At 66.4% G+C, this 25,063-nt stretch carries 25 protein-coding genes, 1 tRNA gene and 1 pseudogene; 19 read left to right on the top strand and 8 right to left on the bottom strand.

Annotated features, from left to right (window positions below):
- Positions 1-12: 12 nt before the first annotated feature.
- The 3 genes and pseudogenes from BN977_RS08315 (at position 13) to BN977_RS08305 (ending at position 1,639) form a co-directional block, all read left to right on the top strand.
- Positions 13-1,218, top strand: a complete 1,206-nt coding sequence (locus BN977_RS08315) for an AlbA family DNA-binding domain-containing protein (protein ID WP_036397082.1) — start codon at positions 13-15, stop codon at positions 1,216-1,218.
- Between the two features lie 45 nt (positions 1,219-1,263).
- Positions 1,264-1,557, top strand: a pseudogene (locus BN977_RS08310) (tyrosine-type recombinase/integrase); the annotation flags it as partial.
- 8 nt (positions 1,558-1,565) lie between these two features.
- Positions 1,566-1,639: transfer RNA gene (locus BN977_RS08305), tRNA-Leu, on the top strand.
- A gap of 444 nt (positions 1,640-2,083) precedes the next feature.
- Here the strand turns inward: BN977_RS08305 and BN977_RS08295 are convergent.
- The 6 genes from BN977_RS08295 to BN977_RS08270 form a co-directional block, all read right to left on the bottom strand.
- Positions 2,084-2,401: a contact-dependent growth inhibition system immunity protein gene (locus tag BN977_RS08295; protein WP_036397079.1), complete on the bottom strand. Its 318-nt coding sequence runs from the start codon at positions 2,399-2,401 to the stop codon at positions 2,084-2,086.
- A 297-nt stretch (positions 2,402-2,698) separates the two neighbouring features.
- Positions 2,699-3,076 carry a hypothetical protein gene (locus BN977_RS08290; RefSeq protein WP_131590049.1) on the bottom strand — a complete coding sequence of 126 codons (378 nt, stop codon included), beginning with the start codon at positions 3,074-3,076 and terminating at the stop codon, positions 2,699-2,701.
- 45 nt (positions 3,077-3,121) lie between these two features.
- Positions 3,122-3,358, bottom strand: a complete 237-nt coding sequence (locus BN977_RS08285; protein ID WP_051561485.1) for a hypothetical protein — start codon at positions 3,356-3,358, stop codon at positions 3,122-3,124.
- 117 nt (positions 3,359-3,475) lie between these two features.
- Complete coding sequence (locus tag BN977_RS08280; protein WP_036397077.1) at positions 3,476-3,874, bottom strand: arsenate reductase ArsC; 399 nt, start codon at positions 3,872-3,874, stop codon at positions 3,476-3,478.
- 9 nt (positions 3,875-3,883) lie between these two features.
- A complete protein-coding gene (locus tag BN977_RS08275; protein WP_234709523.1) occupies positions 3,884-4,597 on the bottom strand; it encodes an aquaporin in 714 nt (237 codons plus the stop codon).
- A complete protein-coding gene (locus BN977_RS08270; RefSeq protein ID WP_036397075.1) occupies positions 4,594-5,010 on the bottom strand; it encodes an ArsI/CadI family heavy metal resistance metalloenzyme in 417 nt (138 codons plus the stop codon). Before BN977_RS08270 ends, BN977_RS08275 begins: the two co-directional genes overlap by 4 nt.
- 97 nt (positions 5,011-5,107) lie before the next feature.
- Between BN977_RS08270 and BN977_RS08265 the strand changes: the two genes are divergently transcribed.
- From BN977_RS08265 to BN977_RS08195, 15 genes are all read left to right on the top strand, one after another.
- The gene (locus BN977_RS08265) at positions 5,108-5,467 is read left to right on the top strand and encodes an Rv2640c family ArsR-like transcriptional regulator (RefSeq protein WP_036397074.1); all 360 of its coding nucleotides are present in this window, start codon (positions 5,108-5,110) and stop codon (positions 5,465-5,467) included.
- Positions 5,468-5,675: 208 nt separating this feature from the next.
- Positions 5,676-6,773, top strand: a complete 1,098-nt coding sequence (locus tag BN977_RS08260; RefSeq protein WP_024450242.1) for a GGDEF domain-containing protein — start codon at positions 5,676-5,678, stop codon at positions 6,771-6,773.
- A 140-nt stretch (positions 6,774-6,913) separates the two neighbouring features.
- On the top strand, positions 6,914-8,305 hold the full coding sequence (locus BN977_RS08255; RefSeq protein ID WP_036397073.1) for an amino acid ABC transporter substrate-binding protein/permease: 1,392 nt from the start codon (positions 6,914-6,916) through the stop codon (positions 8,303-8,305).
- Complete coding sequence (locus BN977_RS08250; protein ID WP_024450240.1) at positions 8,302-9,072, top strand: amino acid ABC transporter ATP-binding protein; 771 nt, start codon at positions 8,302-8,304, stop codon at positions 9,070-9,072. The genes BN977_RS08255 and BN977_RS08250 overlap by 4 nt, the downstream gene beginning before the upstream one ends.
- An 8-nt stretch (positions 9,073-9,080) precedes the next feature.
- Positions 9,081-11,057, top strand: a complete 1,977-nt coding sequence (locus tag BN977_RS08245; protein ID WP_036397071.1) for an acyltransferase family protein — start codon at positions 9,081-9,083, stop codon at positions 11,055-11,057.
- Positions 11,058-11,190: 133 nt separating this feature from the next.
- A complete protein-coding gene (locus BN977_RS31385) occupies positions 11,191-12,714 on the top strand; it encodes a PE-PPE domain-containing protein (RefSeq protein ID WP_131590047.1) in 1,524 nt (507 codons plus the stop codon).
- 89 nt (positions 12,715-12,803) lie between these two features.
- Positions 12,804-13,103 carry a hypothetical protein gene (locus BN977_RS32835; protein WP_036398700.1) on the top strand — a complete coding sequence of 100 codons (300 nt, stop codon included), beginning with the start codon at positions 12,804-12,806 and terminating at the stop codon, positions 13,101-13,103.
- Positions 13,104-13,111: 8 nt separating this feature from the next.
- Complete coding sequence (locus BN977_RS08230) at positions 13,112-13,432, top strand: hypothetical protein (RefSeq protein ID WP_024450236.1); 321 nt, start codon at positions 13,112-13,114, stop codon at positions 13,430-13,432.
- A 15-nt stretch (positions 13,433-13,447) separates the two neighbouring features.
- The gene (locus BN977_RS08225) at positions 13,448-15,037 is read left to right on the top strand and encodes a S53 family peptidase (RefSeq protein WP_036398698.1); all 1,590 of its coding nucleotides are present in this window, start codon (positions 13,448-13,450) and stop codon (positions 15,035-15,037) included.
- Positions 15,034-16,473 carry a hypothetical protein gene (locus BN977_RS33455; protein ID WP_036397067.1) on the top strand — a complete coding sequence of 480 codons (1,440 nt, stop codon included), beginning with the start codon at positions 15,034-15,036 and terminating at the stop codon, positions 16,471-16,473. The genes BN977_RS08225 and BN977_RS33455 overlap by 4 nt, the downstream gene beginning before the upstream one ends.
- A 23-nt stretch (positions 16,474-16,496) precedes the next feature.
- Positions 16,497-17,243 (top strand): alpha/beta fold hydrolase, encoded by a 747-nt coding sequence (locus BN977_RS08215; protein ID WP_036397065.1) that lies wholly within the window; start codon positions 16,497-16,499, stop codon positions 17,241-17,243.
- A gap of 104 nt (positions 17,244-17,347) precedes the next feature.
- Positions 17,348-17,956 carry a TetR/AcrR family transcriptional regulator gene (locus BN977_RS08210; protein WP_036397063.1) on the top strand — a complete coding sequence of 203 codons (609 nt, stop codon included), beginning with the start codon at positions 17,348-17,350 and terminating at the stop codon, positions 17,954-17,956.
- 10 nt (positions 17,957-17,966) lie between these two features.
- Positions 17,967-19,274: a glycosyltransferase gene (locus BN977_RS08205; protein WP_036397061.1), complete on the top strand. Its 1,308-nt coding sequence runs from the start codon at positions 17,967-17,969 to the stop codon at positions 19,272-19,274.
- A gap of 178 nt (positions 19,275-19,452) precedes the next feature.
- Positions 19,453-19,710 carry a hypothetical protein gene (locus BN977_RS08200; RefSeq protein ID WP_227456148.1) on the top strand — a complete coding sequence of 86 codons (258 nt, stop codon included), beginning with the start codon at positions 19,453-19,455 and terminating at the stop codon, positions 19,708-19,710.
- A 27-nt stretch (positions 19,711-19,737) separates the two neighbouring features.
- Positions 19,738-20,040: a hypothetical protein gene (locus BN977_RS08195; RefSeq protein ID WP_407661173.1), complete on the top strand. Its 303-nt coding sequence runs from the start codon at positions 19,738-19,740 to the stop codon at positions 20,038-20,040.
- A gap of 7 nt (positions 20,041-20,047) precedes the next feature.
- Here the strand turns inward: BN977_RS08195 and BN977_RS08190 are convergent, their stop codons facing one another.
- Together BN977_RS08190 and BN977_RS31380 are read right to left on the bottom strand one after the other, a co-directional pair.
- Positions 20,048-20,821, bottom strand: coding sequence for a DUF427 domain-containing protein (locus tag BN977_RS08190; RefSeq protein ID WP_036397060.1), 774 nt, complete (start codon positions 20,819-20,821; stop codon positions 20,048-20,050).
- Between the two features lie 26 nt (positions 20,822-20,847).
- A complete protein-coding gene (locus BN977_RS31380; RefSeq protein ID WP_051561159.1) occupies positions 20,848-22,782 on the bottom strand; it encodes a cellulase family glycosylhydrolase in 1,935 nt (644 codons plus the stop codon).
- Positions 22,783-23,037: 255 nt separating this feature from the next.
- On the opposite strand from BN977_RS31380, the gene BN977_RS08180 reads away from it, so the two are divergent.
- Positions 23,038-24,795: a cellulase family glycosylhydrolase gene (locus BN977_RS08180; protein WP_165576305.1), complete on the top strand. Its 1,758-nt coding sequence runs from the start codon at positions 23,038-23,040 to the stop codon at positions 24,793-24,795.
- The last annotated feature ends 268 nt before the right edge of the window (positions 24,796-25,063 follow it).

Genomic DNA, 25,063 nt, shown 5'->3' with positions numbered 1-25,063 from the left:
GAGGAGTCCTCGTTGAACCCGATAGAAGTTCGGACCGAGGAGGACCTGGAGCGTCTCGCTCAGAACGGGCTCCTGGAGGAAACCCACTGGCTCGATCTCAAACGCGAACTTAGCGCCGGCAATTCGGGCAACAAGGAGCTGGCCAAGGACATCGCGGCATTCGCACTCGACGGCGGCACGATCCTGATCGGCGTCGACGAGGAGACCTCACCGCCTCGCCTCTGGCCCGTACCCCTGGCAGGACTCCCGGAGCGCATCGAACAAGTGGCGCGGATGCGAGTCGACGAGGCCGTCCAGGTCCGCACCACCATCATCGAGTCCGCCGACACCCCCGCACACGGCTACATTGTCGTGCACATTCCGCAGTCGGTCCGAGCGCCGCACATGGCCGACGGCCGCTACTACGGCCGAGGGGACAAGACCAACCGGGTGCTGCCCAACACCGAGGTGGTCCGGCTACTCGATCGTCGACTCACCGACCGCCGCGACCTGCGCGCCGAGGCACTCGCGATCCGCACCGAGCTCGTCGGTGACGACATACCTCTGCTGGTCGTAGTGGCCGAACCGCTGAACGCACCAGACGACATGCTCGTCTCGCTCGCCGAGTCGTCTCAGTGGCAGGAATCCGTGCTTCATCTGGTGCGTTCCGTGGTCGGACCTCACCAGCGCACCTATGCACCCGCTCTGGCCGAGGCCACCGGTTTCGCTCGGCGACCCGACGGCGTGGCTTTGACCACCGGCATGTACGACGGGCAGCGCTTCGCCGGTAAAGATCGCGCCGCCGAGATCGTCTTTCACGAGTCCGGCCGCCTCGTTCTCGCATCCGAACGCGCCGTGACAATACGGTCATTCGTGGGAGTCGTCTTCCCTCCTCCACCCGACGTAACAGTGGTGTTCGAGGCGTTGATCCTCGGACACGTCGACCTGCTCGCGCGCCTGGCCGGCGCCGTATCGCACAGGTGGGGATACACTGGCAGCTGGCGTTTCGCGCTCTCCCTCAACGGCCTTCGCGACTCGGTGTCCTGGCTCATCACCGACCGAACCTACGGTGACAGGGGACCTGTCTACACCAAAGACGTCTACGAGCGGGCGACTGAGGCATCGTTGAGTGATCTCGATGAGAACCCCGGCCGGGTAACAGCAGCACTCACCGCCCCGCTCCTTCGAAGCCTCGGCTCCCATGAGGCCTTCGCGAAGCACTTCGAACGGGAAACGTGAGCCCCACGTTCTACCGGCCCATCTCCCGACTCCGAGGTTCTGGAACGGGGTGCCTTCGACAACGCGTGCGAAGACACCTGCATCGAAGGGCTGGTACCTCACGGCCTGAGACACACCACGGCGTCACTGGCGATCAGCACAGGCACTAACGTCAAGGTCGTGCAGAGACTCCTGGGGCACGCGACTGCCGCGATGACGCTCGACCGGGATAGCCACCTGCTCAACGACGATTTGAGCGGCGTGGCTGATGCGCTGGGCGAGGCCATCGACAGGACTGCGGTATCACTGCGGTACTCAGGGCGTCGGAGCAAGGCCGAAACGGCTCAAAGTATGGTCTGAGCTGCAAGGCCCCCATAGCCCAATTGGCAGAGGCAGCGGACTTAAAATCCGCCAAGTGTCGGTTCGAGTCCGACTGGGGGCACCGTGCCTAAATCGCCGTACACGCCGGTAGGGGTGATATTGGGCCGGCGGCAGTGCGGTTTGCCCACATTTTGTCCCACAGGCTCATCCAACTTGTCGGCGACTCCGGTGAGGTGATCATCAAAGAGGTCAGCGTAGATGCCCGGCACCATCGCCGCCTACGAGTGCCCAACATCCGCTGCACCACGTTCACGTTGACGCGGGTTAAGATCGCCAACGATGCTGCGGTGTGACGCAATCCGTGCGCGGTCATTTTCGGAAGACCGGCGTGATTGGCTCGCCGCATTCTCTCCTGCGGCTGCAGAGTTGTTGCGTGGCACCGGGCGACGGCCGCGCATACCGTCTATCCGATGCGGGCGACATGACGACGTCTACGCGGCTGACCTTCCCCAGCGTGACCCGATCAGATCAGCGCTAGGTCGTAGCTAGGGGCTGATCGGTGCCGTTATGTCACTTGTCGAAAGCGTGCTGCGATCTCCGCTAGCCACGTGGCGTACGTTTCTGGCGCAGTGGCGGCGTAGTAAGAGCCCCAGGTGTCGAATAGCACTCGCTTCAACTCCGATTCAGGGTGTGTCGCGATGATCTGATCGATTCTTGCTGCGAGCTTGGCCGCCTGCTCGGGGGACACCCTGTTTTCCGCCAGGTATTGCTCCACGACCTCCTCGGTGTCGTTTGCATCCAGCGACCAGTCTTCGTGAAAGTACGCTCCGAAGAACTGTCTTAACTTCCACGATGTGTTGTCAAAGTCGTCTGCGCGCGTCACGACTTCGGGAATCCGGTCACCATACGAAAACCACCCGCGCCACCGCCTACCAAGACGAATCGGACAACCGTGCCCGACACGATGACCCCCCGTACGACGTATCAATGCCACTTCTCCGTTCAATGGGTCGTCCAACTCTAGTCGTCCGGTAGCTCCGGCTTGCACCCTGTTTTCGATTTCAGGAGCGTTGTGTGCGAAGACCGCGTTAGACGCCTCTGCTGCCTCTTCGACAGCACAAATGTCGATGCAGCGTCCATTCTGGGCGAAATCCGCGGGACGGGCCGCTTCGCTGTGCGTTCACGCGCCGACAGGCCCCGCCAAAGCCGCCATCCGCCATGCTCCGTAGATCAGCGACCATTGAGCGACTGTCCCGATGAGGGCGAGCCAGAACCCAATTCTGTTGCGCGCCAGTTGAATGATGCCAAGTCCGGTGAACACACCAGCGGGCGCCATCGAGGCCAGCGCCGTCCAGATCGCGTAGCTGATCCACTTTTCGTCACCGCACGTCTGGTAGGCGCAGTTGTCGATGCTCATCGGCAGCACGAGCACGCTCAAGAGCATGACGCCAACACCGGCGGCCTGAACGCACAGCAGCAACACGAACACCGTGACATCGGCGATTCGGACACCACGCGGATATCGAGGCCCAGTTGGAGGCACACCTGCACTCGTCACGACTCAACGCTATCCAGTCCCACGATGGCCATCCGCCACAAAAACCTAGTTCGAGTCGCAGGCGATCCCGTCTCCGTCCCTGTCGAGGTCGTAGATATCCCGACCGGTCACCTGTATCGGACCTTGGACGTATTCGGGACCGTTGCCGCTGCCGCCGGCGCAGTCCACATCGCTGGCAATCGGGACGCAACCCGAGTAATTCGGGTCGCAGTTCGAACTTTGCTTGACCGGCACACCGTCGATCAATCCATTCGCCCCCGCCGCCGGACTCGCGACGGTCATCACGATGAATCCGAAGAGAAGCGATGCCAGCCTGGTCACAGCGGACGATATTAACTACAGGGTCAATATGGCGCGCGCTTTGCTCGGATCTCATCCGATCGGCCGACAGTCCCGCCGTCAGCCACACACCTCGTCAACCAGCGCCCGCACCCGCGCCTCGATCTCATCCCGGATCGGACGCACCACCTCGAGGGGCTGCCCGGCCGGATCCGGGAGCGGCCAGTCCACGTACCGGGTCCCCGGCACGTACGGGCAGGTGTCCCCGCAGCCCATGGTCACCACCACGTCGGCACTCTCCAGCATCGCCTCGGTCCAGCGCTTGGGGGCCTCGCCGGTGATGTCGATGTCCTTTTCGGCCATGGCGGTCACCGCAATAGGATTCACCTGCGAGGCGGGCTCCGACCCGCCGGAGTAGGCGACGGCGCGCTCGCCGGCCAGGGCGTTGAAGAACCCCAGCGCCATCTGCGACCGCCCGGCATTGTGGGTACAAAGGAACAGCACCGCGGGTTTGTTCACGACTGTCTCCTACGAATTCTCATGTGGGACAATGGCTGCGTTCGCGGTCCGGGACGCATCGGGGTAGAGCGCGACCACCAGGCCAAGGCCAATCAGAGCTCCGAGAACCTGCATGGCGATGAAGGCCGGCGCCGAACTCGGGGCGATCCCGGCGAAGCTGTCCGAGAACACCCGGCCGATGGTGACCGCCGGATTGGCGAACGAGGTGGAACTGGTGAACCAGTAGGCCGCACCGATATACGCGCCCACTGCCGCCGCGGACAGCCCCGCCCGGGCACTGCGGGCCAGCGCGAAGATCAGCACCACCAACCCGGCGGTCGCCACCACCTCGCCGATCAGATGCCCCGGCGTCACCCGATGCTTGGTGGCGATCTCCAACGCCGCCCGGTCGAACATCACGTTCGCCAGCACCGCGCCGGCGACACCGCCCACGGTCTGGGCGGCCGCGTAGGCCAGCACCGCAACGCCGCGAAGACCGGTGCCCGACCGTCGGCCGAGCAGCCAATCGGCAAGTGACACCACCGGATTGAAGTGCGCCCCGGACACGGGTCCGAACATCAGGATCAGCACCGCCAGCCCGAACACCGTCGCCGTCGAATTCTGCAGCAGCTGCAGCCCGACATCATGTGGCGAGAGCTGGGCCGCCGCGATCCCCGATCCGACGACGACCGTCACCAGCAGCGCGGTGCCCAGAAACTCGGCGAGCAGCGGGCGCCAGCTCACCGACAGCACGCGGCCGTCTCGTCCGGCTGGGGCTTCGGGCCGAAGATGTCCGAGTCGGCGAGCACGGTGTAGACCTCCCACTTCTCACCGCCGGGACCGCTGACCCACACCTTGTCCTGGGTGGCGAAACAGCACGTCGTCCCGATCTCCTCCTCGGTGAACAGGCCGGCATCGGTGAGGCGGGCGATCTCCTGATGCACGGTGTCGCTCGACGCCACCTCCACGCCCAGGTGGTTGAGCGTGCCGCCGTTGCCGGGGTTCTCGATCAAGACCAGCTTCAAGGCCGGCTCGGCGACGGCGAAGTTGGCATAGCCCGGTTTCACCTTCGCCGGTGCGGTGTTGAACAGCTTCGAGTAGAACTCGATCGCCACGTCGAGGTCGTCGACGTTGAGGGCAAGTTGCACGCGGGACATGGCTACCTCCACACCTGTGAGACATATATCGAACTTGTAGCCGCCATGATGCGCCACCTCTTCGACATATGTCAATGTCTCTGGCATCATCGATCACATGCCCAAGGCCCTGCCGGTTCTCGACATCTCCGCGCCCGTGTGCTGCTCACCGGTGGCCGCCGGCCCGCTCGACGACGAAGCGGCACTGGGTATTGCACTGCGGCTCAAGGCGCTGGCCGACCCGGTGCGCGTCAAGCTGGTGTCGCTGCTGTTCAGCTCGCCCGACGAGGAAGTGTGCAGCTGTGACCTGGCCGCCGCAGTCGAACTCAGCGAGTCGACCGTCAGCCACCATTTGTCCCAGTTGCGCCGGGCCGGGATCGTCGCGTCGGAACGCCGAGGGATGAATGTGTACCACCGGCCCCACCGGGATGCCCTGACGGCGCTGTGCGCGGTGCTCGACCCGAACTGCTGCCGCTAGGCGGCAGCAGCGCCACTTTTTGCCTCGGCAACCAACCGAAAATGCGATTCCGCTGACGTTGGCGCAAATTTGACTACCCTGTTCCCTTATCGGTAGTGCAGGGGGTTCGGATCTGCTGCGTGCCGCGCCCTTCGGGCGCAGGCGCGCTTGGTGCGACGTCGCGGAAACTCGCACGTCAAGAAGTGTCCATCAGTCTTTGGTTGGAAAGATGCGCGGTTTCGGCACGACACGGATGGCGGACTGGCTGGACCAGCCCGACCCGTTCGACGCCGTCACCGCCTTCCTGCACGACCGCGGATTGACCTCCTCGGCCCGCGTGATGCTGGCCATCGTCTCCGCATCGTCGATGCTGGCGCCGCTGGCGCTGGTGGTGCCCACCTACCACGAGGTCACCCTGGTCTTCGCCGGCATCATCGCCTTGGCCGGCTGTTGCCTGTCGTGCGTGATGACGTGGTTCTGGCTCACCCACTGGCCCACCCGCCGGCAGTCGCTCGTCACGGTGTCGCTGTGTACCGCGTGCATCGTGGGATGGAGCGTCGGACAGCCCAGTGCCGCGCTGGCCGCCCTCACCTGTGCCGCGATGCCCATCACCAGCGGATATATCGCGTTCTTCCACAGCAACCGGGCGCTGTTGCTGAACATGGTCGCGGGTCTGGCGGCATCCGGCTGTGCCGTGTACCGACTGGCACATGAGGTGAACATCGAGACCGCCATCGCCGCGGTCTGGTTGTTGAGCATGCTCAACACGCTGACCCCCATCACCGTTCGCGGCACCTCGAAGGCCATGAGCGTGTACGCGACCCGCTCCGACACCGACGCCCTCACGGGGTTGCTCAACCGCCGCGGATTCCTGGACGTCGTCGAGCGCCGGTTGATCAACGACCCCACCAACCGCGGGGAGTACGTCGTCGCGATCATGGTCGACCTGGACGATTTCAAGCGCATCAACGACACCCTGGGCCATGCCGAAGGCGACCGTGTGCTGCTGCGGGTCGCCGACATCCTGCGTGAGCATGCCCCGCCCGGCTCGGCGATCTGCCGGGCCGGCGGAGAGGAATTTCTCCTCGCGACCATGTCGTGGACCGCCGACGCCACCGTCATCGCCGCGCCGCTGTGCGAGGCGATCACCTCCCGGCTCGGTGACGTGAGTGCCAGCATCGGCGTCGCCGCGGCCGCCCGCCGCGACGTGCAGGCCGCTCCCGTACCGGCCGACATGATCATCGACCTCGTCAGCGCCGCCGACCTCGCCATGTACGAGGCCAAGCGCAGCGGCGGAAATCGAGTGGTGGTCGGCACGCCCCGATGACCCGTTCTGTGACAAGTTGGGACGCCGCCCGCTAGCGTTATCCTCCGCGCATTGTGGATGAGGGGAGGCGCAGCATGCAGCTGGCATCGCGGAGACGACGAGGTGCCCTGCGACGATCGGTATTCCTGGTCGTCGCGACAATGGTCGGCGCGTTCGGCGTCATGCTCTCGACGGGTACGGCCAACGCCGACGGCGAGAACTACGTCATCGCCACCGACACCACCTTCGCCCCGTTCGAATTCCAAGATGCACAAGGCAAATTCGTCGGCATCGACATGGATCTCATCCGTGAGATCGCCAAGGACCAGAACTTCACCGTCGACATCAAGCCCCTCGGTTTCGACGCGGCACTGCAAGCGGTACAGGCCAATCAGGCCGCCGGCGTCATCGCGGGCATGTCCATCACCGACGCCCGCAAGAAGGTATTCGACTTCTCCGAACCGTATTTCGAGTCCGGCGTGCAGATGGCCGTGCTCAAGACCAACGAGGACGTCAAGTCCTACGCCGACCTGAAGGGCAAGCGGGTCGCCGTCAAGAACGGCACCGAAGGCGCCGAGTTCGCCGAGTCCATCAAGGACAAGTACGGATTCCAGATCGTCTCGTTCGCCGACTCGGCCTCGATGTTCGAAGAGGTGAAGACCGGCAACTCGGTGGCCGTCTTCGAGGACTACCCGGTGCTGCTGTACGGCATCCAGCAGGGCAACGGATTCAAGACCGTGACCCCGAAGGAGAAGGGCTCCAGTTACGGCTTCGCCGTCAACAAGGGCCAAAACGCCGAGCTGCTCAAGAAGTTCAACGACGGCCTGAACCACCTGAAAGAAAACGGCCGCTACGACGAGATCATCAAGACCTACCTCGGCGAGGGTGCCGCCGAGGCCGACAACTCCTTCTTCGGTCTGCTGCAGAGCACCTTCTCGGTGCTGATGACCGGCCTGAAGATGACGATCATCCTGACCGTCGTCTCGATCGCGATCGCCCTGGTGCTCGGCGTCATCTTCGGTCTGTTGCGGGTGTCCCGGTCGGTGTGGCTGCGCGCCATCGGCACCACCTACGTCGACATCTTCCGTGGCACACCGCTTCTGGTGCAGGCCTTCTTCATCTACTTCGGCATCCCGTCGGCCCTCGGGTTCACCATGACGGCGCTGACCGCAGGCATCATCACCCTGTCGCTCAACGCCGGCGCCTACATGACCGAGATCGTGCGCGGCGGCATCCAGTCGGTGGACAAGGGCCAGATGGAGGCCGCCCGCAGCCTCGGCATTGGCTACCTGCCGACGATGCGCAGAGTGATTCTGCCGCAAGCCATCAGGACGATGATCCCGTCGTATGTCAACCAGTTCGTCATCACCCTGAAGGACACCTCGATCCTGTCGGTGATCGGCATTGCCGAGCTGACCCAGACCGGCCGGCTGATCATCGCCCGAAACTACCAGTCGTTCACCATGTGGCTGATCATCGGCATCATCTACTTCGTGGTGATCATGGCCCTCACCAAACTTTCGGACCGACTGGAGAGGCGGCTCGTCAAATGACCGAACTCGTGCCCGAAGCCGCTGCCGCCGAACCAGGAACGGTCAAGATCCGCATCGAGGGGCTGAAGAAGTCGTTCGGCGACCTGGTGGTGCTCGACGGCATCGACACCACCATCAAGCAGGGTGAGGTGGTGTGCGTCATCGGACCCTCGGGATCCGGTAAATCCACCTTCCTGCGCTGTCTGAACAAGCTGGAGGACATCTCCGGCGGCAAGGTGGTCGTCGACGACTTCGACCTGACCGACCCGAAGGTGGACCTGGACAAGGTGCGCCAGCACATCGGCATGGTGTTCCAGCACTTCAACCTGTTCCCGCACATGACCGTGATCGACAACGTCACGCTCGCACCGCTTTTGACCAAGAAGATGGACAAGGCGGCGGCCGAGAAGAAGGCGATGGAACTGCTGGCGCAGGTCGGCTTGGCGGAGAAGGCTCAGGTCAAACCCGCCACCCTGTCCGGCGGGCAGAAGCAACGCGTGGCGATCGCGCGGGCGCTGGCCATGAACCCGTCCATCATGCTGTTCGACGAGGCCACCAGCGCACTCGATCCCGAGATGGTCGGTGACGTGCTGGAGGTGTTGCGGGAGCTGGCGGTCGGCGGCATGACGATGGTGGTGGTCACCCACGAGATGGGCTTCGCCAGGGAGGTCGCCTCGCGGGTGATCTTCATGTGCGACGGCAACATCGTGGAGGACGCCCCGCCCGCCGAGCTGTTCGACAACCCCAAGCATCCGCGGCTGCAGGAGTTCCTCTCCAAGGTGCTGTAAGTACCGATATGAGCACCCGGCCGAAGCGCCTTGACATTCAAGGCCTTCGGGCCGTCGCGGTGCTCCTGGTGCTGCTGTTCCACGCCGAGATACCGGGCTTCGGCGGCGGCTACGTCGGCGTGGACGTGTTCTTCGTCATCTCGGGCTTCCTGATCAGTTCGCACCTGCTGGAAAGCCTGCGCGACCGCGGCACCATCGGTTTCGGCGCGTTCTACGCGCGACGGGCCCGGCGCCTGCTGCCGGCCGCCTTCGCCGTGATCGTCGCGACCGTGGTGGCCGCGGCCGTCTGGGTGTCGCCGGTGCAGTTCCCCTACGTGGTGAACGACGCCCTGGCGGCGGCGCTGTACCTGCCGAACATGTGGTTCGCCTATATCGAAACCGACTACCTGGCGCCGAAACTGCCGTCGCTGCTGCTGCACTACTGGTCACTGGGCCTGGAAGAACAGTTCTATCTGGTGTGGCCGCTGCTGCTGTGGACGGTGTTCCGGCTGCGCCGACGGTGGATGGCGGCGGCCATCGCGGTGGTGACGGCGGTGTCGTTCGTCGGCTGTGTCTGGCTCACCGCCACCGACCTGCCCAGAGCCTTCTTCTGGCTGCCGCCCCGCATGTGGGAGTTCGGACTGGGCGCCCTGGTGGCGCTGGCGCGCCTGAACCGCGATCGCCTGCTGCCGTCGCGGCTTGGCGTGCCGGCCGGTTGGGCCGGACTGGCGGCCATCGCCGCGAGCGGATCGCTGTTCTCCGTCGGCACCGATTTCCCCGGATATGCTGCGGCCCTGCCGGTCGCCGGTACCGCGTTGCTGATCGCCGCGGGACCGGGCCGAGGCAGCCCGGCCGCCGTGTTGAGCCTGCGCCCGCTGACCTGGATCGGTGACATCTCGTATTCGGTCTATCTGGTGCACTGGCCCGCCCTGGCTCTTCCTTACGCCGCAACGGCGTACACCGAAGCACTGCCTCTCTGGCTGCGCGCGGGTATCGCGGCATCGTGCCTGCCGGTCGGATGGCTGCTGTACACCCTCGTTGAGCAGCCGGGCCGTCACGCCCGGTGGCTCGTCACCGCGCGCCCGCGGCGGACCCTCGGCGTCGCAGCGGCCGGCATGGTCACCGTCATCACCGGCGTGCTGGCCATCTCCGCGGTATACAACCCACCGATCCTGGACGCCGGGAAACCCGCACCACACACCGCCCTCACCACGAAACCCGTTGGCACCGCCTATGTACCGAGCAACCTGACCCCCTCGCTTGCCCATGCGCACGCCGACCGCCCGGCCATCTACACCAACGGTTGCCACCGGTACACCCCCTCGGTGGACCCCGCCGGTTGCCGCACCGGCACCGACCCCACCGCCCCGCTCGTGGTGCTGTTCGGCGATTCCCATGCCGCGCAGTGGTATACCGCGCTGGCGGCCCTCGCCGAGGACGGGCTGATCCGGCTGGAAAGCCACACCAAGGACGGTTGCCCGCCGGCGTCCATCCACGTCCGGCGCTACCCGCAATGCGACGTGTGGCGTGACGGTGTCCTCGACGTCATCGCCACCGCCCGGCCGGCCCTGGTTCTGCTCGGCAGCTACGGGCGGTACTACGCCGCACACCGCGACGTCACGACCGCCGCGTGGCGCGACGGCCTGGCGCGCACCATCGAACGGCTCCCGCCGCAGACGCGGGTGGCGATCATCGCCGACACACCGTCGGCCGACGTGTCGCGGCCAATTTGCTTGGGCCGCTTCCTCGATGACGCGCAGCGGTGCGCCATCCCACGGGTGGCTGCTTTCGACGACGCGGTGCGCCGCGCCGAATTCGATGTCGTCGCCGCCGGCGCGGCGCGGAATCTGGATTACACCCGGTACCTGTGCGACGACACGTCGTGCCCGGCGATCCTGCTGGGCGACACCTTGGTCTACTTCGACGGCAACCACATCACCACCGCGATGAGCCGAGCATTGGCCGGGGTGGTCGGCGCGGACATCGAGTCGGCACTCGTCGGGTGAGAATTTGCCAGATCGGGAACCTGGCGACTGGATGCTGATTGTGGGATCTGCGCCCAACCCAGCATATTGACGTGGTAGAAATTTCTGATCGTTCGTCTAGCTGCACGGACGCATAGGCGTGGGGGAGGGCATCATGTTCGGGGGTTTCGCACCGCGGGTGCTGTTGTCGGTTTTCCGATCGGCCGCGGTTTTCGCTGTTATCGCCACCTTGGTGACCGGTATCGGGACCGGCGTGCGATTGCTCGCCGGCACCATCGTCGCGATCGGCGGCAACAGCAACCCGACCAGCGCCGGCATGATCCAGGAACTGGGCGGCAACCCCCTGCCGCCCGGCACGGTGAACCCCACCGGACTGCCGCTCGGCGTCGCGGGGCACGGCTACCTCGATCCCGCCAACCCGGCGTCGCCTTATCACGGTTACACCTTCGAACCGGTCAGCTGGCCGTCGCAGATCCCGTTCACCACCAACTGGGACGGATCCAGCGGGTACGAGCAGTCACAACGCGCCGGACTGGCCAACCTGCAGGCACTGGTGAATCCGGCCTTACAGACCGGCGATCCCGTGGCGGTGGTCGGCTACTCGTCCGGGGCGAACGTCGTCGTCCGCGAAATGCGGTATCTGAAGTCCATCGGAGCGCCCGACGCCGATCGACTCAGCTTCACGTTGATCGCCAGCATGAACCGGCCCAACGGCGGCCTGGCCGCCCGCTTCCCGGGATTGTTCGTACCGTTCGTCAACGTCAAGTTCGACGGCACCACACCGGCCGATACCCCGTACAAGATCACGGATGTCAGCTGGCAGTACGACCCCGTTTCGGACTTTCCCAACTACCCGCTCAACGTGCTCGCGGACCTCAACGCGTTGGTGGGCTTCTTCACCCAGCACGGCAATTACTACCCGGCGGACATGAAAGGTCCCCGCGTTGTGCCCGACTACACCGACCCGGCCAGCAACATCACCTATGTGACGCTGGCGGCGCCTCGGCTGCCGCTGCTGGTGCCGTTGCGCATGCTCGGTGTGCCCAAGCAGCTACTGGATCTGGTGGAACCGGCCTTGAAGGTGCTGGTCGATATGGGTTACGACCGCTCCATCAAAGCCGGGGTGCCGACCCCCGCGTCGCTTTCGCCCACCCCGCAGCGGCTGCTGGCCCTGCCCGGGCAGTTGCTCAACGCGGTCGGTGTGGGAATCCAGCACGCACTCAACCCGTCCTGGGACAAGCCGCCCACCAGTGCCCCCGCAGTGCCCGCAACCAAGACCGCCACCGCCGTTGCGAGCACCGGTAAAACCGTTGCGAACCATACCGATACGCCCGGGCCCGAGCCCGAAGTCGTCGAACCCGACAACGATGAACCCGCCGTTGCCGCGCCGGCGCACCCGACTGCCGAATCGGCACACCCGGCCACCGAGCCGGACACCGCACCGTCGGAGTCCGCGCCCCGCACCGCCACCGCGCGTCCCGACGACGACACCGCCCCGTCGGGCACCGGTGGTCATCGGTCCGGCCGGCCCAGCCGAACCGCCCTGGAAGGGGCGAAGCCGCAGCCGGTGACGGGCAAACCCGGCACCGCGGCCGAGGCCGACCAGCACGAGCCGAGCACACCCACCAAGACCGATGACCACAGCGAAGAATCCGCCTCGGACAAGGCGGCGGCATAACCGGTAAAGCCCGTGTGACCGGCGCCGATGTGCAACGATGATGATCTTGTTGTCCGGTGCTACCAGCACCGCCGCACGGGATGGATGCCATGGCTGCACAGAAACTTGTTCGACGTCTGGGGTTGACCGCCGGGTGCGCGGCCCTCATCGGGCTGGGCGGCCTGACGGCCGCATGCGGTACGGGCGGTAAGGAGGCGCCGTCCTCCACGACCACCACGACCACGACGACGACGACGACCACCACGACGACCGCACCCGCGACCACCTCGGCGCCGCTGGCGCCGACGCAGAAGTCGATCGACCCCACCGGTGGCAACCTGTTCACGCCCAGCGTGCTGGCGCCGCCGGCACCGACCGAGCCCCCCGGCGTGCACCGCCACGGATCCTGAGGATGGCTATGGATACCCGTAAGTTCACCAGTCGGCTTGGTGTTGTCGCCGGAGCGGCCGCCGTGATCGCGCTCGGCGGGCTGACCGCGGCGTGCGGTAACAGCAGCAAGGAAAGCCCCACCAGCACAACGTCGGTGACGACGACCACGACCACGACGACCACCGAGGCGACCACGACCAGTGCGCCCGCGGCGCCGTCGGAGTCGCTGGCGCCGACGCAGAAATCGATCGACCCGACCGGTGGCAATCTGTTCACCCCGTCGGTGGTCGCCCCGCCGGCGCCGACGGTCCCGGGTGGCCAGCATCCGGGGATCAACGGCATTCCCTGATCTCAGCGTGTGGACATGACCGGTCGGCGCCGGTTGTGGGCGCTGGTGGCGATGGGAACGCTGCTGGCGGCCGATCTTTCGGCGCTGCCCGCTCCGGAGTCGGCTGTCATCTCCGGCCCGTACGCGCGGCTGTTGGCGGCCTCGACCGATCTGGGGGAGTCACGCGGACGTGAGGTCCGGCTGACCGTCAGCCTGGCCGATGCGCGCCGCCCCGAGGAATTGATCGAATGGTCCCGGGCGCGTGGTCTGCGGGTGCGCTGGCGACCGGGTGACGACTGGGCCGTCGTCGAAGGGGAAGCCACCGGTGTGGCACGAGCTTTCGGTGTTCCGGTGCACGATTACCGGGGTCGCCGCGGGCAGGTGTTCTACGCGTCGCCGCGCCAGCCGGCGGTACCCGAGGAGCTGACCCGCTCGGTCAGCGACACCGGCCGCATCCTGGGCTACACCCCGCACCACATGGCCCGCCCGGATCTGCTGCCCATGGACGTGCCGCGCCAGGGGCTGGGCCCGGACGCCTTGTTGACCGCCTACAACGCGCATCCGCTCGCGGCGGCCGGATTCACCGGCGCCGGCGCCACCCTCGTGATCTTCGGTTTCGACGGCTTCGCGCAGAGTGATCTCGACTCCTTCGCCGACAGTTCGGCCCTGCCCCGATTCACCCCGGTGGTGATCGGTGGGCGGCCCGGACCGCCGGGTGCGGAGACCACCATGGATCTTCAAGTGGCACATGCCATCGCGCCGGACGCACAACTGGTCGTGGTCAACGCGCGGCCCACCGTGGAGGGCGACGGCGGCTACGAGAAGGTGGGACGGTTGTTCGAGGACACGGCCCGGCAATTCCCCGGAGCGGTGTGGAGCCTGTCGATCGGCTGGGGCTGTGATCGGTTGCCCGGTGCCGCGGACCTCGCTCCGGTGCGCACCGCCTTGGTGGCCGCACAACGGACCGGCACCGCGGTGTTCGACGCGAGCGGCGACAACGGTGGCCTGGAATGCAAAGGCGGCCCGGATTGGTCCGCGCCGCCGGGGCCCGACGACATCGGGCTCGACGCGGTCGCCTCGCTGCCCGAGGTGACGTCCGTCGGTGGCACCACGCTGTCCACCGACGCGCAGGGGCAGTGGCTGGCCGAACAGGCCTGGGTCGATGTGCCCATGTCGCTGGGCAGCAGCGGCGGGATCTCGAAGTTGTTCCCTCGCCCGGCCTTCCAGGCTTCGATCCAGACGAACCGATACGAGGAAAAACGACTGGTCCCCGATGTAGCCGCGCTGGCCGATCCGTTCACCGGTGTGCGCATCGTGCTGGACGGCCAGCCGCGCATCGGCGCCGGCACCTCGCAGGCGGCGCCCATCTGGGCGGCGCTGACGGTGCTGATGAATCAATACCTGCAAGCCCACGGCGGCCGCCTCCTCGGCGGCGACCTGAATCCGCTTCTGTACCAAGTGGCTTCGGGTGCCCGGCTGCCCGGATTCCGCGATGTCCGTCTGGGCTCCAACGCGGTGGACGTCTCGACGCCGGGCTATGACCTGGTGACCGGCCTGGGCAGCCCCAACGTCGACAATCTGGTCCGGGACCTGCTGGCCGTGCAGACCGGCGCGGCGCGGCGATGACGCCCACGCCAAGGCGGCGCGTCCCGATGTGGGTGGCGCTGCTGTTCGTGCTGGGCGTGCTGGTGGCCCTGGCGGTGCTGCGCTGGCAGGCGCCGATGATCGGTGCCGCCGCCGTCGGCGTCCCCTTGGTGCTGGCGAGCGACCTTCGCGGCAGCGGCCGATCAGCCCGAACAGTGGCAGTGGTCGCCGTGATCGGCGCCCTGCTGGGTCTGGCCTGGGCGCTGATCACCGGCGATATCGTGGCCCGGTCCTACGACGTCGCGCTGGCGTCGGGCATCACCGTCGATCACACCATTCGCGACGGTCTGGCCATTTCGGTCGGCGGGGCACTCGTCATGCTGGCGCCTGCCGTGTTCGCCTACCGGTCGATCCGAGACCCGTTGACCGGATTGATGTTCGGGGCGCTCGGTGCGGCCAGCTTCACCGCCGTGACGACGCTGACCCGGCTGGCCCCACAGCTGGCGACCGGAGTGTCGACGGGCGAGCGATCGGTCGCCGGACTGCTCGCCGAAGCGGTGATCCAGGGCGTCGCCGTCCCGGTGATGGCCGCGGCGGTGGGTGCCATGGTGGGGGCGGCGGTGGGTTCGCACCGCCGGCGCGCGGTGGCGGTGGTCGCCAGTGTGCTTGTGGGGGTGGTGTTCTACGGCTGCCTGGGCCTGGTGGAGGCGGCCCCGTTGCCGCAAGGCGTGCAGGTGAGCGTGCATCTGGGCTTGGCGGCCCTGGCGGTGCTGGCGATGCGCACCGTGTTGCGGGCTGGATCGGCCGACCGGTCCGCAGATGTGCCACGAGGGGCGTCCGTGCTGCTGCCCGTCGGGGTGGGCGTCGTCATCGCCGCGGCTGTCGCGTCGGCCGTGTCCCTGGTGGTCACCCCCGAAATACCCAACTACCGGTGCCCGCCGGATTGCGGGCAGCCACCGCTCGGCACGCCGGTGGCGATCAATCCCCGCTTCACCGCCGCGGACGGATCCTTCTCGGTGTCCTACCCCGGCCCGGGCACCGCCTATCGGGCGACGCTCAACCCGGACGGTGTCACCCTGGACTTCGTGGCCGGGGACACCGGCACGGTGGAACTGTTCGGTGAGCCGGCGAACGGACGCACGCCGCGGGCGATCGCCGAGGAGCTGATCGCCCGTAGTTACCCGGACGCCACCGTCGACTACGAGATACCCAATGCCGCAGTCGGTTACCAGCCCGGCTACGGGGTGTTCGCCGACGACTATCCGCAGGATTCCACCGGCACGTACACGCGGCTGCGCATCATGGTGATGGTCGCGATCAAGAACGATCTCGCGTTGGTGGCCGCCGCGATCGGGCCCTACCACGAATTCAGCCCGTCGTTCGGGATCGGGCATCCCTCGGGGGCCAACCTGCAGCTGGCGATGGACGTCGGCAAGTACGTGAACAGCTTCAGTTGGCGCGGCGACCCGCCACGCTGACACCGCGATGTCAGGATGAACTCATGACGGTGGTTCTGGTGCACGGCAATCCGGAGACCGACGCGCTGTGGGGCCCGCTGGTCGAGGCGCTGGGGCGCGATGACGTGATCCGGCTGTCCCCGCCGGGATTCGGTGCGCCCCTGCCGGACGGCTGGGCCGCCACCTACCTGGACTATCGCGACTGGCTGGAAGGCGAACTGGCTCGCATCGACGGCCCGATCGACCTGGTCGGCCATGACTGGGGCGGCAACCACGTGGTGAACGCGATGATGCACCGGCCGGAATTGGTGCGCAGCTGGGCCACCGACATCATCGGGGTGTTCGACCCCGAGTACGTCTGGCATGAGGCGGCCCAGATCTGGCAGACCCCCGGTGCCGGTGAGCAGTTCGTCGACGCGCTGGTCGGCGGGACCGTGCCGGAGCGCGCCGAGCGGCTGGCCGCACTCGGTATCACTGCGCCGGTGGCCGCCGAGATCGCCGAGGGTCTGGGCCCGGAGATGGGCCGGGCCATCCTCGCGCTGTACCGCTCCGTCCCGGCGCCGGTGCTGGCCGAAGCCGGCCGCCAGTTGGGTAATGCGGCCGCCCGGCCGGGACTGTGCCTGCTCGCCACCGAGGACCACTACACCGGCTCCGAGGAAATCCGCCGCCGGGCGGCCGATCGGGCAGGCGCCCGGACCGAGGTGCTCGACGGCCTGGGGCACTGGTGGATGGTGCAGGATCCACAGCGCGGTGCCGTGGTCCTGACCGAATTCTGGGAGTCTCTTCAGTAGGTCCGGGACCTGAAACGCCAGCACAAATGTAAAAACCGGATAAAAACTGCATCCAAATTCAGGAAATGGGTGCGCGACGGCCCCGATCCTGACAGCATGATCGGGTGTCCGTCAGCCGCGCCGAACGTCGAGACAAGCTGCTGCGTGCCGCGCAGACCGCGGTGATGAAGCACGGCGTCGACGTGCAACTCAAACAAGTGGCGGCCGAGGTGGGGCTGACCTCCGGCGCGGTGCTGTACCACTTCCCGGATATCCAGACGCTGCTGATCGAGGCCAACCAGGCCGGCGTGGAACGGTTCTACGACGCGCGCCTGCGTGCCATCGAAGGTGTCACCGAGCCCGACCGCAAACTCGTCATGACGATCGAGTCCGGGCTGCCCGTCGACTCCGACGATCCCGCAGTCAAACTGATGTGTGCCCTCGGTGGTGCCGCCTCCCGCTTTCCCGCCTACGCGGTGATGCTGACATCGCTGTACGACCGGCAGGTGGCGATGTACCAGGTGATCCTGGAAACCGGTGCCGCACAGGGTATTTTCTCGCTCACCTCGGCGTCGCTGACCATTGCGCGCAATATCGTCGCGCTGGAGGACGCCTACGGGTACCGCATGGTGGCGCGGCACCCGAGCCTGGACGCCGAGACCGCCACCGAACTGATCCTCGATTACGCGCGGGTGGCGACCGACCACCCGCTTCCCCGACCCGGCCGAGCGTGAAGGGCTGCCCATGACCGCATTGACCATCATGTTCTGGCCGGAATCGGCCTACGGACCGACGAACCAGTGCATCGGCCTGGCCGCCGTGCTGCGCGACCGGGGTCACCGGATCGTGTTCGCCGCCGAAAGCTCGTGGGCGGGAAAGCTCGCCCCGTTCGGCTTCGTCGAAGAACTCGTGGATCTGGCCGAACCGGCGGCCGGCGCCGAGGACGACGACCCGGGAAAGTTCTGGACCGACTTCATCGCCGAGACCGCGCCGGAATTCCGCAAACCGACGGTCGAGCAACTGCAGACGTTCATCCAGCCGACCTATCAGGCGCTGATCGACGGCGCCAAGTACTGCGAGCCGCGACTGCGGCAGATCATCGCCACCCACCGACCGGACGTCATCGTCGAGGACAACGTCGTGCTCTTCCCGGCGCTGGCATCGGCGGGTGTCCCGTTCGTACGGATCGTGTCCTGCAGCCCGCTGGAAATCTCGGGACCCGATGTGCCCCCGCCCTTTTCCGGTCTGCCCAGCGCGGATCGCTCGCAGTGGGACGCGTACCGCGCCGAATACGACCGCACCCACCGCGCCATGTGGTCGGAGTTCAACGCGTGGGTGCAGGCCCAGGGTGCGGCCCCGCTGCCTGACCTGGAGTTCATGCCGCGCGACAACGCCGCCAACCTGTACGTCTACCCGGCCGAGGCCGACTATCTGCAGGCCCGGCCGTTGGACAGCACCTGGGTCCGGATGGATTCCAGCGTCCGCGAAACCGACGAGGAGTACGTGTTGCCCGCTACGGTCGCCGAGCGTCCCGACGGCAGCGCGCTGATCTACCTGTCGCTGGGCTCACTCGGCGGCGCCGATGTCGAGCTGATGCAGCGCCTGGTCGACGTGCTGGGCACCACCCGGCACCGCTACATCGTCAGCATGGGTCCGCAGGCCGAGCGAATCACGCTGGCGGACAACATGGTCGGTGCGCAGATGCTGCCGCAGACAAAGATCATCCCGCAGGTCGACCTGGTGATCTCCCATGGTGGCAACAACACCGTCACCGAGACACTGCACTTCGGCAAACCACTCATCGTGCTGCCGCTGTTCTGGGATCAGTACGAGAACGCGCAGCGGATCGACGAACTCAGTTTCGGGATCCGGTTGGACACCTACGGTTTCGCCGACCACGACCTCACTGGGGCGGTGGAGCGACTGCTGGCCGACGGCGACCTGCGCGCCAGGCTGGCCGGTATCGGCGCGGCGATCAGGGCGCGCGACGGTCTGCGGGTCGGTGCCGACGCCATCGAACGCGTCGGCGCGCAATCTCACTCAGCTTCCTGACTGATGATCCGATGCGCGTATTCAGTTGTCCCACAGGAGACTTACGGTAAAGGTGGCGGCCGAACGCGGACGGCTGGTGTATGTCACGATGGTAGGTGGCTCGTCGTCGCACCGCGTTGTGTGACCCTCGGATAGGACAGATGCAATGGCTTCACAGGTAGTTGTTCGGCGGATCGGAATGACAGCCGGATGCGCGGCGCTGATCGCGCTGGGCGGCCTGACCGCGGCATGTGGATCGGGTGGCAAGGAGGCCCCCTCGAGCACCACGACCACGACCACCACGACGACCACCACGACGACACCGGCGACCACGTCGGCAACGGTGGCGCCGACCGAGAAATCGATCGATCCGAATGGCGGAAACCTGTTCACACCGAGCGTGCTGGCACCGCCCGCGCCGACCGAACCGCCCGGCGTGCATCGGCACGGTTCGTAGTCGGTCAGCGCAGAAAGGGACAACAGCGTGGATTCACAGATTCTGCGGCGCCGGATGGGTGCCGCCGCGGGGGCGCTCGCCATCGTCGCCATCGGCGGCCTGAGCGCGGCGTGCGGTAACAGCGGCAAGGAAAGCCCCAGCACCGGCACGACCACGACGACGACTACCACGACGACCACGAGTGCACCGGCGAGCCCGTCGGAGACGGTGGCGCCCACCGAGAAGTCGGTGAACCCGACCGGCGGCAACCTGTTCACCCCCTCGGTGCTGGCCCCGCCCGCGCCGACGGTGCCGGGTGGTCAGCACCCCGGCATCAACGGCATCTCCTGATCGTCGGTCAGCTGAAATGGGTTGCCGGCCGCGCTAACCGCACCCCGTCGACGGTGATATCGACCTTCTCGTTGTAGAACGCGACCATCCCGGCGATGGCCGCCACCGCGGGCAGCGGGTAGTCGTACACCCAGGCCAGGTCCGGGTGAACGGCGTCGGCGGTGCGCACCGACCAGTAACCGGTGGTGGTGCCCTTGTAGGGGCACAGTGTCTGGGTTTCGCTGGGCACGAGATGCTCGACATTCACATCGGTGCGGTCGACGTAATATCTTGTCGGTAGGCCGGTTTCGAACAACAGCACCGGGCTGTGTGATTCGGCGAGCACGGTGCCGTCCAACTCGACGACGACGTGGCGGTGCGAGCGCAGGGCATCGACCCGGCTGTACGGATTGCGCGGATGCCCGACGATGCGCTCGTCCTCCTCGAACCATTGCAGGCTGGTCCACTCGAAGCGCACGTAGCCGGGTAGCAGCCCGTCGCCATCGGCGTCGAAGACGCGTGCCGACGACGCGACGGTGGTGTCGCCCGCCACCACGGCGTGCAGCCGGAACGGGCCGAACTGGCTGCGTTGCGGATGGTCCTCGTCCACCAGGTGTTCGGTGCGGACGTCGGCCAGCGGGATGTAGTACTGCGGGTAATACGGCAGTTCCCAGACATACCGGGCGGCCGTGGTGTCGAAGACGAGTGCGCCGTTGCAGTAGCCGCGGACCCGGCGCGGGGCGGGCTCGACCCGGCCACGGTCGGCGGCATTGCGGGGGTAGTCGGTCGAGTCGGCAGCCATGGTGCGATTGTCGCACCGATCTCCGGTTATTCGGCCGTGCTGGAGCTTGCCGAGCCCGCGGGCTTGGCCTCAGACCCCGCCGACGACTGCTGGTCGGAAGCGGAAGCCGTGGACCCTGTCGTCGATCCGCCGGCGGGCTCTGCCTTGGTCGACGTCCCCGGCTTGGTGGTGTCGGGCTTGGTGTCGGTCTTGGGGCCCGTCTTGCTGTCGTCGGTCTTGCTGTCGCCGGGCTCGGTCGTGGCCGGGGTGCTGTCCTTGGTCGACTCCGTCGGCCCGTCCTTCGCGGGGGTGGACGGCGTGGCAGGGGCGGCGTCCGTGGTCGGCTCGGGCATCGCGGCCTTGGGCGAGACCTCGGCCGGCGCCTGCCGGGGATCGGCGCTGCCCGTCGTGACCTCACGGTCTGCGTCGGCACCGAGATCGGCTGTGGTGTCCGGGGATTGCGCGCTCGCCGCGACCGTCACCGGCTGGACGCGGTCGGCGGTGACCGCCGCGGTTGCCGCGCGATCCACGGTTCGGGCCGCGGTCACCGAGGTGGTCGCCGCGGTGGACGCTGGCGCGTCGTTCCGGTCGAAGAAGTCCTTCACGCGATTCACCACGGTCTGCACGGTGTTGCAGACCGCGGTGGCGATCCGCTTGGCGACCTCGGCGATGCCCTGGACGACTGCCGCGGCCCCCTTGGCGATCGCCTTGACCACCCACACGGTGGCGTCCACCAGGGCCGTCACCACGTTCACGGTCACGTCCACGATGCCCTTGATCACCGCGCCGGTGAACTCGGCCAGGTTGATGATGGCGTTGCGGATGAAATCGAGGATGGGATGGCCGTTCTGGTCGGCGATGAACTCGCGGATGACGTCGACGGCCGGCTTGGCGGTCCAATCGGTTTCCCAGATGCCGAAGTTGTCCCCGTCATTGGGTGTGCCGGTATTGAGGTCACGGGTGGAGTAGATGAACATCGGCCCGGTGCCCTCCTGCTTGCTCCAGCTGTTCAGGAAGTCCTTGATGTAGGCGGCCTGCTGTTCGGGGGAGATGTACTGCCCGGGCAGGTTGGGGTTGTACGGATCGGTGGGCAATCCGTACTCGCTGGCCCAGATCTTGAGATCTTCGTCGCCGAACACCTCCATCAGGCTGCGCATGCGCCAGAGCTGTTGCAGCGGTGAGGCGATCTGGTCGGCCTGCTCGGAGAACATCATGTCGTACTTGTAGGGGTGGAAGGACAGCGCGTCGAAGTAGCCGTGCGCCCCGGCCGCATACATGCCGGCCAGGAACTCGACGGGGTTCATGGTGACGACGTTGCCCTCGTCGTCGTCGATGGTCCGCCCGGAACCCAGCACGCCGCCGATCACGGTGATGTCGTCGCCGGTCACCTTGGTGACATCCTTGATCGCGGTGTAGGCGGCCTTGAGCATTTCGGTGTACGACGCCGGGTCGACGGGGTTGAGGAAGAACTTCGCGTTGGGTTCGTTCCACACCTCGACCGCGGAGATCTTGCCGCCGTAATGTTCGGCCACCTTGCCGGCGAACTGGCCGAACGCCACCGGGTCCGGCTGGCCGGAGAGCACGGGATTGCCCGCCCAGCGCGGGGTTTCGTGCAGCACGGCGAGCACGCCCATGCCGCGCTTGTACGCCTGTTGGACGACGTAGTCGGTGGCGGAGAAGTCGTAGACGCCCTGCTGTCGCTCGATGGTGAGCCAAGACAGGCCGATGCGGACGTTCTGCACGCCGATCGACTGCATCATGTTGAGCTGTTTGTCGATCTGGCCCTCGATGGTCAGCCGCGCCAGGTTCGAATCGGCAAGCCCCACCGTCGTCGAGGAGGTGTCGATCGCCGCCGCGAGCGCGACGTCATGCGCGGCCGTAACCCGTGGCTCGGCCTTGGCGCCGATAGCCGCGAGCGCCATCGTCGCCACCACCGCGGGAATCGTGCGCCGCCAGAACATCCCGAATACGCCAGCCCACATGAAGGTCTCCCGCGGTGAGTAGTCCCACCGAACCTTAATGGACGCTGTGAACAATTAGCGGGGGATCCCGATGAATGGTTCGGCGGCTTCGGCCGACTCCGGTGCCTCCTTTCTCACGGGCCGTTTCGGGCGCGCCGGACCAGTTAGCCAGTGGCGCTCGAATATGCATTAATGGCACATCACTGTGGCTGTTCTGCCCCGGCCAGAAATTGCGGTTCCGGGCCGCTATTGCCGATCTCCAGAGGGTGCCAGAAGTTGCGGCCTTCGGCATCGGCGACGGGGACGGGAGCCGACCGCATAGCCACGCCGTACCGCGGGCAGTCGCGGAATGAAACTTTGCCCATTGAGCCCATCGCTGCGCATTCCCCAGTTCTCGCCGATTACTCGACACGCCGAATTGGATTGCGGGCTGGCAATGGTCTGTACGTGAGAATGTCGTCTGGGCTGGCAGGGGGTCAGAGAGATTGGGTATGCGTGCGTCGGAGGATGATCTACCCTGCCCGTAAATACTCTCGGGCCACGGCGTCGATAACCGTTGCGGTATTGACGGTGGCGATGCTGGCGCTGGTACCTCCGTCGCAACGGCACCGCCCGGTCGAATCCGACCGCGTCGCCCCATTGGCGGTGTCGGCCTCCACATTGGGCTTCGCGGACTCGCAGGTCTTTTTCTACAACGACGACCAGATTGCCCAAACGGTGCAGCGCTGGGTCGCCAACAATATTCACACCGTTCGAATCGGCATTCCGTGGGCCGGTGTGGAGGCCACCAAGGGGACCTTCGACTGGACTCGCGCCGACCGCGTGGTGGCCGCCGCGGCCGCGGCGAACATATCGATCATCTGTGCCATCACGTCGAGCCCGTTGTGGGCGGCGGCGGCCGGAGCCCTACCGCCACATGGCCGGCCGGCGTCGCCCGATGCCTACGGGGTGTTCACCGCGCAGGTGGCCCAGCGGTACAAGGGAAGAATCGCGGCGTACGAGGTCTGGAACGAACCCAACGGCATCATCGGCTATCGCCCCTTTCCTGATCCGGCCGGTTATACCGAGCTTCTCAAAGCCGCGTACCCCAGGATCAAGGCGGTGGATCCGACGGTGACGGTGCTGGGCGGAGTGCTCGGTTCGGGAAAGACGTGGGGCGCATTCACGATCAATCCGGTGACGTTTCTGTCGAAGATGTATGCCGCAGGCGCCGCGCCCTTTTTCGACGCACTGTCGTATCACCCCTACAGCTACAACATGAAGTTCTCCGACGGGATGTATCAAAGCGATTCCCCGCTCGATCAGCTGGTGCGGTTGCGGCAGACCATGCTCGCCAACAATGAAGGCGCAAAGACGATTTGGGTCACCGAGTTCGGTGCGCCCACCAATCGGGTGTCCGAGACGACGCAGGCGGCGCTGATGTCGGACATGATCAGCAGTTGGCGCCAACTGCCCTACGGCGGCCCGCTGATGCTCTACACCACGCGCGATCTCAACAGCTGGAGCTGGCTCGACGACGACCGTTTCGGGGTGTATCGCTCCAACTGGACGGCCAAGCCGTCGGCGCAGGTGGTGGCGGCCCCGCCTCAGCCCGGCGCCGTGTACCAGCGATTCGCGGCCAATATGGATCCGACGCTCGGCGAGGTGCTCAGCCCGGTTTTCGCGGCGACCTCGAAGGTATCGGCGCAATTGCGCACGGCCGGCATGTTGTGGGAGCTCACCCCCGGTCAGTTCGTCACGTCACCCGGTCCGGTCGGTGATGTGGCGCGGGCCCGCCGCGTGACGCCCACGTCGGCTTTCGCGAACGGTTACCAGGATTTCACCGGCAGTACCCCCATCCGGATCTGGTACTCGCCGGCCACCGGGGCGCATTGGGGCAGTAGGGAATTCGTCAAGGCATGGGTTCCCGAGTTGGGCTTGGCGACCTCCGACGAGCGGTGGTCGGGCACCAGCACCAAGGTGACGTTCGAGCGCGGCTCGATCACGTGGACGCCGTTCGTCGGGACCAAGGTCCATCTCACTCAGCAACGCTGAGACGCCGATTCGCGGGCTTTCGCGCCCTGTTGTGCCGCCGCCTGCGCCGCGGTGGGCGCTGCCGGATGTGTCCATGCCTACCCGGCTGACGTGTTCGCTGACCACAAGAGATTAGCTGTCTGTAACGCGCAGCAACCACGTGGCGATATACCCTTCTCGGGTCGGGGTGCGCGGGCGAGCGGACGGGGTGTCGCCGTCGAGCAACGGCTCTCCGGGGTGTGCGATGCACGCCGCTCTGGGATGTGCGGGGCGCTCGAAGCTGCCGGCA

This window comes from Mycolicibacterium cosmeticum (assembly GCF_000613185.1).
Taxonomy (GTDB): Bacteria; Actinomycetota; Actinomycetes; order Mycobacteriales; family Mycobacteriaceae; genus Mycobacterium; species Mycobacterium cosmeticum.
This window is presented reverse-complemented; position numbering and strand designations above follow the sequence as displayed.